This window comes from Gluconobacter sp., from assembly GCF_047723935.1.
In the GTDB taxonomy this organism is placed as follows: Bacteria; Pseudomonadota; Alphaproteobacteria; order Acetobacterales; family Acetobacteraceae; genus Gluconobacter.
On record NZ_JBDOBO010000002.1, the window covers coordinates 150,452 to 163,488 of the forward strand.

Genomic DNA, 13,037 nt, shown 5'->3' on the forward strand with positions numbered 1-13,037 from the left:
CTCCCTTGTGTCGGGAACGCTATCGATGACTATTTCAGAACGGCTGGAGCAGCTTCCGTTTTCCCGCTTTCATTACAAGCTCCTTCTGGTGGGGGGAGCAGGGTACTGCTTTGACGGGCTTGATGGAGCCATTTTGGCATTCGTGATGCCCGCTATTCAGCATTTATGGGGCCTGTCCCTGTCACAACTGGGGCTATTGGGCAGCTCCGCGTTTTTGGGATATTTCATTGGTGCGCTGTGTGCCGGTTTGATTGCAGACAGATGGGGCCGCCGATCCGTCATGATGTGGGCTTTGGCCTGCTATTGTCTGGGATCGTTGGCTTCGGCCTTCTGTACAAACTGGCACAGCTTTCTTCTGACACGGATGATCGCGGGTCTTGGGACTGGCGCTGAATCCGCCATTATCGCTCCATATCTTTCAGAGTTTGTGCCGCGTCGTTATCGCGGAGCTTTTACTGGTGCTCTGGCTGGCTTCTTCTCGTTTGGTTTTGTTGCTGCGGCTCTGCTGGGATATGCCCTGATCCCGGGATCATCGGACGGGTGGCGTTGGGCGCTGGCTCTGACAGCCTGTCCGGTAATTTTGCTCCTTTGGTGGCGCAGATCTCTGCCAGAATCTCCCCGCTGGCTTCAGATCGTCGGGCGGGGACAGGAAGCTCATGCTGTTCTTAGTGGAATCGAAAGAGAACTAGGGCGCCCATCGGTGGCTTATAAGGCAGAAAGCGCGCCGTCATCACCATGCACGCGTATGTCCAAGCAATTCACGCAGCTTTTGTCGGCACGCCTGCGCAGGGTCACCGTCATGAGCTGGCTTCTCTGGATGTCCATTACGTTCAGCTATTATGCGTTCTTTTCCTGGCTGCCTACGCTTCTGATCGCTCGGGGTTTTACCATTGCGCATAGTTTCGGCTTTTCAATCGCAATCTACGTGGCACAAATTCCCGGGTATTTCAGTGCTGTTTATTTCAATGAAGCGTGGGGACGAAAAGCGACCATTGTAGGTTATCTAGCTGCCGCGATGATCAGCGCTCTTGGTCTGGGGATGGCGAGTTCTTCGACCGCAGTTCTCGTATCCGGCCTTCTGCTCTCCTTCTTCATGAATGGAACGTATGCCGGGGTTTACGCCTACACTCCTGAGATTTTCCCAACGTCTCTCCGCGCGACGGGCATGGGAACAGCATCGGCACTTGGTCGAGTAGGAGCGATTGCTGCCCCGCTCTTGATTGGTGCCGCATATCCCAAAGTAGGCTTTGCAGGAGTGTTTGGTCTGACAGCCGTCATTTTGTTCGGTGGCGCGCTCAGTATCCTCCTGTTCGGACCTTCCACCAAAAACCGTTCTCTGGAGGCGATTACTGGAGATTACGGCGTGTAAGTCACGTCTGCCTCCACACGTCCCTCTCCACCAAGTTCGCTCATGCGAGTGCATGAAACACGCCACCTTCATAACCGGAGATATTCCGGGGAGACCTGAAATGTTCCGATATAACAATTATTTTCTTCTGTGCGGCACTGCTCTTGCCATGACGCTTTCTGTCTTTACGGAAACATCTGTCGCGGCCCCAATCACAACGGGCGCAGTTCACAAACATGCGTCTCATCCCAAAGCTGGTGCAACTATAAAAAAGCCTGTGTTGTCTCCCGTTCAGCATAATCGAAGGGCCATGCAATCTTCGCAACCTGAGACGATTATGGTGCGGCAGACGAGAAATGTGTTTGGGCAGGCGGCGCGACAGAAGCAGGGCATTTCAGTCACTCATATCGATGCTGCGGATCTCGCAAGGCATCAGGTGACGGACGTTAAAGGCGTGATGAACCTTGCGCCCAATCTCACAGTGCAGCCTCAAGGTGCGAGTTCAAGTGTCAATTTTACATTGCGTGGTGTGGGGCTAAACGATTTTACCTCTAACAATACGCCATCCGTCATGACCTATGTGGACGGCGTAGCTTTGCCTATTGGATATATGGCAGGCGCTGCGATGTTTGATATGGCGGGTGTGGATGTCAGCAACGGGCCATCTGGTTACACGCACGGACAAACCGTAACGGCCGGTGAGATCAATGTTCAAACGGCAGACCCGACGAAGGCGCTTCACTATGGTGCGTCTGAAGACATTGCGACCTATAATCGCAGCATTACCAACCTTTACGTTTCCGGCCCCATCACCTCCAACGTGCAATACCGTATTGCTGGTTTTACTCAGCAGGGGGGAGGCTTTCAGAAGAACATCAACACAGGCCAGACTTTGGGAAATGTCAACAAAGGCGGTTTGCGTGCAAAGGTTGCCTGGCAGCCTGACGATAAGACGAACATCGTTTTTAGTGGGAACTGGATGCAGGATAATTCCCAGGCTACTGGCGTTTATAATATTCAAGACCTATCGAGAAATACGCCAGCTTACAGCAATAACAGGGATACCTCGTGGGGCTTTCGCCCGGAATTTCTCAAGTTGTCAGGCAATGAGGGACAGACCAAACCATCTTATAACAACACCTTCTGGGGGGCAGGCGTTAATATCACGCGGAACCTAGGATTTGCGAACCTGACAACCATTAGCGCATTCCAGCAGATGTACGTTCATAATCTCATGGATCTGGATGGCACACGCTATGCAATCTATGACGTGGACGTCAACACGAACGCCAATATGTTCTCTCAGGAGGTCAAGTTAGCATCGCGTAACTCACAGTCACGCCTTCAGTGGACGGTGGGGATGTATTATGACCGCACGCAAATGCGTTCTTCCATTTTTAATGATTATTCCCAGTCCGGGTCCCGGCCTTATGTGCAGCGGACCAGCTATAATCAGGATCAGCAGGCGTTCAGTCAGTATGGCCATTTGCGCTTTGCCCTTACCAAGCGGCTGCATCTTCAGGCGGCCCTGACGCATGAATCCGATGACCGTACGCTCTACAATATGCGGACTATGCGGTATAACACTCCGGCGTATCCAACGCCTTTTGACAACCAGTATGGCCGACATGGTGCTCTGACCAATCAGTTTTCCGGAATGGGCGGCATTGAATATCAGGCGTTCAATAATCTGATGTTTTATGGGTCAATTCGGAAAGGGTTCAAGCCGGGCGGGTTCACAGCCAACAATACGGTTGTTGAATCGCAGCTTAATCCAACAAAGCCGGAATCTCTTCTGGCGTATGAAATTGGCTTCAAGTCCGATTATCTGCATCATAAGCTTCGTATCAATGGTAATGCATTCTGGTACGATTATCATAATCAACAGATGATCGGTTTGGCCGTTATCCCGCGCTATGGCGTGGTCGGCCAGTACGTCAATATTCCCAAGAGCCGTATCTGGGGCGTGGAGATGGAGATTGATGCCAACCCGATCCCGGGGTTGGTCCTACACCAACATATTGGATACGAACGCGGGAATTATAAGGATTTCAACGCTATCGACTCAACGGCTGTCGCTCTCGCGTACATCAAGACGGGCGTGCTGAGCGCGCAGTACAAGAATTTCAATAACGTCGATATGGGAATTCCGAAGCTGACACTTGAGGGCTCTGCGTCCTACAAGGTGAAGCTCGGTGAGGCATGGGGGCTGACGCCCTACGTCGATTACAGTTACCGCGGATCCCAGTTAAATATTCCTGGGAATAACCTTTACCGGCTGCCAGCTTATTCCCTGCTGGATGCTGGTTTGACGTTCGCACCTAAGAGCGGAAAATGGTCCGTGTCTGCCTATGCAAATAATTTGCTGAACCGCCATTACGACGTAACGCGGGACACGGGTTTGAATGGTATTTTCGGCGTTCCAGGAACGCCACGCATGGTTGGTGGTCGCCTTAAAGTGGATTTCTGATACAAGTAGACGGATCTCAAAGGGAGTATGTAGGCTAAGCTGCGGAAAGACGAATGGAGTTTGATGAACCCACGCGTTCTCCAGCACGCAGAGCCGTGGACTTACACAACGCCTTTGAGCAGTCGTTTGGTGTAATCGCTTGGAGAGTATCCGGTGTTTTTCCTGAAAGCCGCAGCAAAAGCACCGAGACTTTCATAACCTACAGCAGCAGCTACAGAAGTGACGCTTTCGCCGCGCGCCAGTTTTTCCTGAGCACTCAGAATACGCAACCTCTGGCGCCAAGTCGAAAAAGACATGCCGGTATCAGCGGTAAAATGGCGCACGAAAGAGCGGAGCGACATCCCGGCCAGCTTTGCCCAGTCCTGCTGCTCTCGTGTATCGGCCGGATGAATGCTCAATGCTTCTGTCACTTGCTTCAACCTGACGTCTTTGGGGGCTGGTAGTGCTACCGAACAACGAGGAATAGACAGAAGTTCATCCCAGAAGCTTGCAGCCAATCGAGCGGTACGGTCGTCCCATGTAGTGCTGATGATAGCTACTGACAGACGTTCCGCCTGAGCTGTTATCAGACGTGTGCTGTCTGCAATAAAAGGTTTGGTGGGGAGAGAAATGCATCTGTCTTCTCTGAGATAGAAGCTCCAGCCCGAAATCGCACCATGGGAGCGCGCCTCATGATTGGTTTTTGGTGGAACCCAGAGAAATTGTCTTGGACCGATCAGCCAGTACGACTCTTCAGTCTTTATGATCATAACCCCGCGCTCTACTCCAATAATTTGACCGGTTTTGTGGATGTGAAGGTCGGTCACGCGACGTTGGGGCTGACTGATATGCCTGGTTGTTAGCCAAGGACAAGCGATATTGGCGGAGTGCATATGTAGGCCCGACTAGGAAATTTTGGCGTATAACAGTTGTATTATGGCGCATTCCCGAGAGTGCGCCACATTTTCCTACGTTAAAGTCTCTGTGTTGGATGCCACAAGACCAAAGGAAGTTTTCATGTCATTGAGACATCACGAGCGGACGATCCGCCAAATGTTCTCTACGTTTACGGATTTTAACTCAGAGATCAGCGCGCTCTCTGATTTTATGACACCAGATTATCGACAGCGTGTTGATGGAAATGAGATGACGCTGGACGCCTTCCTAAGGCATGCGAATGCTCTAAGAAGCGGCCTTTGTAGGCTGGAAATCAGTATTAAGCATGTCGTCTGTGAGGGTGATAGGGCAGCTACTGTCCATTTGGCGCGTGCTATACGCCACTCTGGTGAGTGTAGTCTGATTAAGGTTATCGCTTTTTATGAATTTCGTGAGGAGCGTATCTGCCTCGTGGATGAACTGACGCGTGTTCTTGAGGGTGGACAGAACGATAAAGCGCTTGGATCGCTACAGTAACGGGTGGTTATGATATTTCAATCATTATCATGAAGTGTCATTTATGGCTGCGGCTTGTTTCTAGTGTGGCGCAGTCATGGAGACATCACAGGCTAGAAGATGGCCGCAATGATATGGGACCAGTCGGTTATGATCTCCGCTGTTTTTATAGTTCTTTGAAAAAAGCGAGACTGTAATGCAAGTTGGGAGTTCCGCGAGGAGGCTGTGAAACGCGACGGTCTTCTTTTTGCTAACCACCACATCCGTATCATCTTGTTTGCGTGTTTATTTTCAAACCTCGTTATTGTCGTCATCAAAATTTTAAAGTGGCGAAGTGCAGATAATGTTTTCACATTAAATTCTCTCCACAAAAAAGCACATTAAAAACAATTGGTTATAAGGGGACTTTCTTCCAAACATTATTTTTGAAAAAATTGTACGTATTTATAGGTCGTATTTTCCTGCTATTGTCTTTGATTGTATCTATTTTCTGGCATTTCATTCACCCCCTGTAATTTGCATACCGGCGGTAAAAGGCGAACAATGTGCCTCAAAGAATGGAGGCCAATCGACAGAAAGTGTACTGACTTCGACGCCTTGGAACGTTCTAACAGGACAAGGAACAGAATTATGATTGAAAATTTTAATAAGAATGAAATTTACAATAATAAAAACGTCGAAGCTGAAACTATCCTGAAGCATAGACTTTTTGGTATGGTTTTAGGTTTGTTTCTTGCTCATGCGTATGTAGCTCTGGCACTTTATTACACATACATAGATGACAAAAATCATTTCCACACAAGCTGGATGGCTTTGTTCGGTTGCTTTGTTTCATCCATGATATTTTTGTATCATATTGGTATTTCAAAAGCGATTTCTGAAAGAGAAAACGGAGTTTACGGAAAGTATCTCTCTCCTTTCATGTCATCCTCTCTATGGGGTTTCGTTTTATTGGCGATAACCGTCATAACGATTGTTCAGGGACAAGCTTGGTTCTCGCCATATGAATATCTTGCATGGCCTATGGCATTTGCATCCATATTTGTTGGGTATTTTATCGGGCCAGCGCTCGATCGATTTTTCGGGTTTCTTATGAATTTTTCCAGAAAATAATTAAGAATTCCGCAAATGCAGAATAAAAAAATATTGGATAGGTGGAGTGAATATACGGCCCAATATAATGGGCCTATGTACCTTGCAATAGTAGAAGCTCTGGCATCGTCAATTCGGGAGGGTATCATTCATGGTTCTGAAAGACTTCCTACCCAGCGAGATATAGCTGCTGCGCTCGGGACAAATCTTACAACTGTGACGCGAGCATTCAGAGAGGCGCATCGCCGTGGGCTCATTAATGCAACGGTGGGGCGAGGAACCTTTGTAAGGATGGGAGCTGAAGTCAGTCACTGGCGCTCTCCCAAGGCGGCAATTGTTGATATGACGATGAATCTGCCGCCAATACCGCAAAATCCGCCACTTCAGCGCATTATGCAGCGTGATCTTGCTGCACTTTTGAAAAAGCAGGATATCGCCAACCTTATGTCCTACCGCGTCACAGGGGGAACATTGGAAGAGCGCCAACAAGCGGTAAAATGGATTGAACCCGTTATGGGATCAAGGCGCCCAGATGATGTGTTGGTTGTCCCTGGTGCACAGACGGCTTTGGCGGCAGCCATGAGTATTTTGGCAGGTCCGGGAGATATAATATTAACTGACCGTATTACCTATTCTGGAATACGCACTGTCGCAGATCAACTCGGGCTTATTCTGGTCGGGGTAGATGGTGATGAAAACGGGTTTCTACCTGAGCAGCTGGAAACGGCCTGCCAACAATATCGACCAAAAGCCATATATTGTATTCCTGCTATTCAAAATCCGACGACGGTGACGATGTCATTGGAACGCCGTAAGCAGGTCTTAAGGATCGCTCATGACAACCGTTTGTATGTCGTAGAAGATGATCCCTACAGCTTGTTGTATGATAATCCCATTCCTGCACTGGCTGCGCTTGATCATGGCCGAGTGATCTATGTGTCGACGTTGGCAAAGGTACTGAGCCCAGGCTTGAGAACAGCTTATGTTGCACTGCCAAACGCTGAAATGACCAGACGTTTTTCTAGAGCAGTCCGCGCATTTGCTCTGACAAATGCGGGACTATTGAGTGCACTGACATTGCGATGGATGCAGACAGGGCAGTCGAAAGAAATATTAGTATCGATTAAGCAGGAGTTACGCCTCAGACAGTCTATTGCTCGAAAAATTTTGGGAGACGGTCATGGGATGGACCCGAATGGCCCCCATGTGTGGCTAAAGTTGCCTGCGTGGTGGAGTAGCGTGGATTTTGTATCATATGCGCGCCATCGTGGTATTGCACTGGTCCCGAGTAATGTTTTTGCCGTGGATGGTGATGCGCCCCAAAGAGCTAGAATTTCTCTTGGGAGTATCTCTAATATTTCTAATCTTGAAAATTCATTGCATGATATTGTGACTATTCTTAGTCACAAGAGATCTACGGATTTCCTGTCTATCGTATAAATCGAAAAAGCAGGAATTTCCTTGCTCGCGCAATTTACCCAGCAAAAACTTTTTTCAATATTCCGGGAGGTGGCCGGTGTAAGCCTGTCCTCTCTCGATGGTGATCGTGGTCTCATACCTGAACCGGGGTAGCATGCCGAAAGCAACAGAGGGCTTATGCTCAAGTGCTTGATCATGATCATTCAGTTGTGCCCGACTACAAATGCGGCAGCCTTGACCTGCTTTTCAAGAAACAGACACCGTCGTCAAGGAGTGTGGAAGCAAGAGTGCATCCACCCCCGATGAGGCGAGATGTGACAAATGCACATCATTGAATGTCACATCTAAGCCAGAAATAACATTAATATCATCGAAATATGAAAATACTCACTTTTACGATGTTCCGTTAGGTGCTGTAACGTTAAAGACCCCCCCTCCCGAATGACCCTGCTCACGGACGGAAGAAGACCCTATGACGCAGTCCCTTGATGTTTCACGACGGCTCAGCGGAGAAGCGCTGACCAATTTCATTGCAACCATCTCTGCAACGGGTGGTCTGCTTTTCGGATATGATACGGGGATCATATCCTCGGCGCTTTTGCAGATACGTGAGCAGTTTCATCTCGACACAATCGGGTCCGAGATTGTGACATCTGCCATCATTCTCGGCGCGTTGATTGGCTGTCTTGGTGCCGGGGGCATTTCTGACCGGTTTGGTCGTCGTCGGACTGTGATGCTTGCTGCCGCTTTGTTTCTGGTTGGAACAGCATTGGCATCGGCGGCCCAAGGGGTCACAGTACTTATCGTCTCACGTCTGATTCTAGGTCTTGCGATCGGCGCGGCGTCCCAGATTGTCCCGATCTACATTGCAGAAATTTCGCCGCCGAACCGTCGCGGACGACTGGTTGTTGGTTTCCAGCTTGCGATTGTATCGGGCGTTACGATTTCCTTCCTGACTGGCTATTTCCTGCGAGACAGCAGCTGGCGGATCATGTTCGGCATCGGCATGCTGCCTGCACTGATCCTTTTTGTCGGGATGGGATTTCTGCCAAACAGCCCACGGTGGTTAGCGCTTAAAGGGCGGACGGATGAAGCTCTGGCTGTTCTGCGTCGCGTACGGCCTTCAGAAGAAGTGGCCCAGAATGAACTTCAGGCCATCATAGACAACCATGACGAGCAGGCTCCCTGGTCTGAACTCGCCAAGCCCTGGGTTCGTCCGGCTCTTATTGCTTCTGTTGGTATCGCTCTGCTGTGTCAGTTAACAGGCATCAACGCGGTTCTGTACTATGCCCCAACCATTTTTGCAGATGCCGGGTTTGGTCAGGAATCTGCGCTTTTGACGTCAGTTGCTGTTGGTCTGGCGATGGTCTGCGCTACGATCTTCGGTGGCTGGGCCGTTGATAACTGGGGCCGCCGGACGCTGATTCTACGCCTGCTGCCCGGTGCAGTTATTTCCCTGATTGTGCTCGGAGCAATGTTTGCGCTGCACATGAAAGGCGGTGTTGGCGCATGGATCACGGTTCTGGCGATCATGGGTTACACGATCTGCAACACGGGTAGCTTGTCAGTTGCAGTCTGGCTGGTTGGCGCTGAGGTTTATCCGCTGTCCTGCCGTGGCAAGGGCATGAGCCTTGTTGCGGGCAGCCATTGGGGGGCAGATCTGCTGATCTCTCTGACAACTCTGTCTCTTGTTGAGGGTTTGGGCGCGCACATGACGTTCTGGCTTTTCGCCCTCGTCAATGCAGGCGCCTTTCTGTTCGTGCTGCGTTATGTGCCGGAGACCAAAGGCCAGTCCTTGGAACAGCTTGAAAAGAGCCTTCGGAATGGAACTTTTGCTCCTGTTCACAAGTCCTGAAGGCTGAATGTATTACTTTTGACGCGAAAAACCGGCCCCTCAAAGAGGTCGGTTTTTTTTGTGCACGTTCAGAGTCGGCCGATTGAACTGTAATCAAAGCCGGCGGCCCGCATGCTTGCGGGGTCCCAGATGTTTCTCAGATCCGCAATGGCTTTTCCGCGCATGGCTTTGCTCAGGCGTTCCGGATCAATGGCGCGGAATACGTTCCATTCCGTGAGAACGACCAGAATGTCAGCGTTGGTCGCTGCTTCCAGCGCGTCTCCGCAATAGACAACCCCGTCAGGCAGGAGCGAGCGTGCAGCTTCCATTCCCTCAGGATCGAAGACCTGAATCCGGGCTCCTGCTTCATGCAGATGGGTAAGGATAGGCAAAGAAGCTGCCTCGCGCATATCGTCGGTATCTGGCTTGAAGGTTAGACCCAGAACTCCCACCGTCTTGCCTTGGACAGTACCGCCAGCCTGAGCAATGATGCGTTCAGCCATGCGACTTTTGCGGTCTTCGTTTACGGCGACGGTGGCTTCGACCAAACGGGATGGGGCTCCTGCATCATTTGCGATGGCTGTTAGAGCGCGTGTATCCTTCGGGAAGCAGGACCCCCCATAACCCGGGCCCGGGTGCAGAAAACGCCCGCCAATGCGTTGATCCAGACCCATGCCACGCGCAACATCATGGACATTGCCTCCCACTTTTTCGCAAAGATCAGCCATCTCGTTGATGAAGGTGACTTTCATGGCGAGAAAGGCATTTGCGGCGTATTTGGTGAGTTCCGCCGTTTCGAGGTCTGTAATGACGATAGGCGCTTCAATCAGATGCAGGGGGCGATAGACTTCACGCATGATCCTTGTCGCACGTTCGCCTTCGTCGGAACCGGATGTATCAATCCCGATGATCACGCGATCCGGGCGCATGAAATCTCCGATAGCGTTACCTTCTCGGAGGAATTCGGGATTTGATGCAACGTCAAACGTGAGCTCAGGGCGTGTTTCCCTTAGAATTCGTGCAACTTCACGGCCTGTTCCAACCGGAACCGTAGATTTCGTGACGACGAGCAGGCCCTCTTTGGCAGAGCGGGCGATTTCTTCCGTTGCTGCATAGACGTAGGTCAGGTCTGCGTGGCCGTCGCCGCGCCGGGTCGGGGTGCCAACGGCGATAAAGACGGCGTCTGCCCCATTGATAGCAGTCGACAGATCATCCCCAAATGTAAGGCGGCCGGTCTCGGTATTCTTGGCGACAATAGCGTCCAAACCGGGCTCATAAATGGGAATACGGCCCTCACGCAGGGCCGCCAGTTTCTTGGGGTCCCGCTCGACAACGGCTACGTCTGAACCGAATTCGGCAAAGCATGCACCGGAGACCAGCCCGACGTAACCACCACCGATCATTGCTATACGCATAACAGAAACTCTCCAGGCGCTATGCGGTCTGCATAACCTGCGTACATTGACGGAGCAAATTGAGGCCGCTCCACGAACTAGGATGATGTGTCATTGCGTGGGGCGGGCGCAGGCATTGGAAGATGCAAAGGATCGGAGGGCAGCAGGCAGAACAGTCAGTTCGTTGGAGTCAGCCAAAAGATCACGCCCTTTCTTCGACCACTTCGCAATGCTCAGATCGGGACTGTCAAACCGCCCACTGACACGTACGGGGATATCGAGTGCAAAGAAACTCGTGGAGAACGGCCGGCTCGCAAACACAAGGTCCAACCATCGGCGGTTTAAATCAAAATCTGCCTTCGCGGCCAGAACACCGGCGCTGGTCTTTAGGCGGAGAGGAACAACTTTTCCGATCCCCTGATGCATCTCCAGAACACCCAGCATACAGGTGATCGGTGTGGTCCCTTTTGCATGACGGAACAGGAGCCGAAGATCCATGGACGCGGCTTCCACGATCTCTCGGGCAATTTCTCCTTTTTCCATACTGACCGCTGCGACCAGATCAGCTTTCCGTGTGGCCTCGTTCAGGGTGCGGACATTATTCGCCGAAGCAATGATGCGGATCGACAGGCTGCCTTTTACCGGAACTGGGGCTAGACCCGCAGTACGGCGAAGGCGGTCAATGTCGCCATGGGAAAGAGCAATGTTTGCCGTAACATGGGAGCGGCCGCCTTGATCTTCCATGTGCCCGTTGGCCTGAAGTCCCGCTCCCAGATAGCCTAGCGCGAGAGTACTGACATCAATGCGACCAGGTGTCTGAGACGCGTCCAGCTTCAACTTGGCAAACGTCAGAGCGTTGTAAAGGATCTCATCAGCAGTGAGTTTGACGTGCAGAACCGGGTCAGGTTTTGCGGGGGCAATCAGGGGGATATCGGTTGGCCCAGAGGATTTTCCGGATGAGAGTGCTTTATTGAGATCATTAAGATCTACCCGGCCCAGATTCAGGTCTGTTGAAATGATATCGGGCTTTCCTTTGCCACCTTCGTTCAGATCAAAGGTCCCACTTTTGATTTTGGTGCTTTGGAAGTTTCCCGTGGCATTGGTGAGATGCCAGTTATCTCCGGCATGACTAAAGGTGCCATTAAGAGTCAGGGGAATAACGGGATGGGTGTCTGATAGCCCTGCCAGCGCAAAAATTGGCGCAGAGGTCGGCGTGGAAAGGGTAATATTGCCTTTCACGCCCTCAAAGTTCAGAGCATCCGTGAGGGTGCCATCAAAATCGATAGCAAGATCCCCGGACGTAACATGGGCTTTTGCCCCGTATGGCTCTGGGGCGCGACGTAGGACCTTGAGGGGCTGCATGGTGGCATCGAGCGTGACGGGTGTGCCGTTGTATGCGCCCTGAAAAGCCATGCTCAGGGGAGACGCATCATTTTCGGACTGCAAAGTCACATGCTGCATGGTGACTGGGTAAGAGGCGCCCTTTTCAGAGCGATAAGTAACATCGCTCTCGTTGATTGTGGCATTGCGAAGTCCTGGGAACCAGTTCAGGTCAGGCTTGTCCGAAGATGGCGGTTGGGTATCTGCGGTATCGGATGTTTTATGGGGCTTGAAGCGCCAGTTAGGTGTTCGGTCTGGAGTTCTTTCAAAGAGGCCTGAGAAATGGTCAATCGTGACATCGCGTGTTTCAAGGGGCCCATGCAGAAGCGAGGTTAGTCGTATTCGGGCATGCAGGGCACCTACACTCACCATATCTGGTCGACTGCCGCCGGGAATATTGGCCAGATGCAGGTCCTTGGCGTCTACCGTGATCCACTGGCCAAGGCTGAGGCGTAATGAGCCGATTTTGACCGTTCGACCCGTGGCTTTTTCGAGCTTCTGTGTTGCAAGTGCCGAGAAATCTTTCTGGTCGATCCAGAGCCAGCCGCCTCCGATGATCGCACTGCAAACGACAAGAAAGCCGAGGAACGCTCCAAGAAGCCATTTCAACAAGAGAAAGTCTTTCCAAATACCGAATATAAAATTCTATAATAACTGGAAGATCTCTAGAGTGGGAGAGTTCGTCTGGAAAAAATAATTTTCCAGAACATTTCATTGGGTTTCAGGTGA

9 protein-coding genes are annotated in these 13,037 nt (G+C 51.1%); 6 read left to right on the forward strand and 3 right to left on the reverse strand.

Features of this window, described 5'->3' with window-relative positions; translation table 11 throughout:
- The first annotated feature begins 25 nt into the window (after positions 1-25).
- Complete coding sequence (locus ABF979_RS02845) at positions 26-1,369, forward strand: MFS transporter (protein ID WP_202206962.1); 1,344 nt, start codon at positions 26-28, stop codon at positions 1,367-1,369.
- A gap of 100 nt (positions 1,370-1,469) precedes the next feature.
- Positions 1,470-3,818, forward strand: coding sequence for a TonB-dependent receptor (locus tag ABF979_RS02850; RefSeq protein ID WP_415557631.1), 2,349 nt, complete (start codon positions 1,470-1,472; stop codon positions 3,816-3,818).
- Between the two features lie 101 nt (positions 3,819-3,919).
- Here ABF979_RS02850 and ABF979_RS02855 read toward each other — a convergent pair whose 3' ends face one another.
- Positions 3,920-4,690 (reverse strand): AraC family transcriptional regulator, encoded by a 771-nt coding sequence (locus tag ABF979_RS02855; protein ID WP_415557632.1) that lies wholly within the window; start codon positions 4,688-4,690, stop codon positions 3,920-3,922.
- Positions 4,691-4,814: 124 nt separating this feature from the next.
- On the opposite strand from ABF979_RS02855, the gene ABF979_RS02860 reads away from it, so the two are divergent.
- From ABF979_RS02860 to ABF979_RS02875, 4 genes are all read left to right on the forward strand, one after another.
- A complete protein-coding gene (locus ABF979_RS02860; RefSeq protein ID WP_415557633.1) occupies positions 4,815-5,210 on the forward strand; it encodes a nuclear transport factor 2 family protein in 396 nt (131 codons plus the stop codon).
- Positions 5,211-5,819: 609 nt separating this feature from the next.
- Positions 5,820-6,302 carry a hypothetical protein gene (locus tag ABF979_RS02865; protein ID WP_415557634.1) on the forward strand — a complete coding sequence of 161 codons (483 nt, stop codon included), beginning with the start codon at positions 5,820-5,822 and terminating at the stop codon, positions 6,300-6,302.
- A gap of 15 nt (positions 6,303-6,317) precedes the next feature.
- On the forward strand, positions 6,318-7,721 hold the full coding sequence (locus tag ABF979_RS02870; protein ID WP_415557635.1) for a PLP-dependent aminotransferase family protein: 1,404 nt from the start codon (positions 6,318-6,320) through the stop codon (positions 7,719-7,721).
- Positions 7,722-8,172: 451 nt separating this feature from the next.
- Complete coding sequence (locus ABF979_RS02875) at positions 8,173-9,555, forward strand: sugar porter family MFS transporter (RefSeq protein ID WP_215749796.1); 1,383 nt, start codon at positions 8,173-8,175, stop codon at positions 9,553-9,555.
- Positions 9,556-9,623: 68 nt separating this feature from the next.
- Here the strand turns inward: ABF979_RS02875 and ABF979_RS02880 are convergent, their stop codons facing one another.
- Both ABF979_RS02880 and ABF979_RS02885 read right to left on the reverse strand, forming a co-directional pair.
- A complete protein-coding gene (locus ABF979_RS02880; RefSeq protein ID WP_415557694.1) occupies positions 9,624-10,937 on the reverse strand; it encodes a UDP-glucose dehydrogenase family protein in 1,314 nt (437 codons plus the stop codon).
- A gap of 102 nt (positions 10,938-11,039) precedes the next feature.
- Positions 11,040-12,917: an AsmA family protein gene (locus tag ABF979_RS02885; protein ID WP_415557636.1), complete on the reverse strand. Its 1,878-nt coding sequence runs from the start codon at positions 12,915-12,917 to the stop codon at positions 11,040-11,042.
- Between the last annotated feature and the right edge of the window lie 120 nt (positions 12,918-13,037).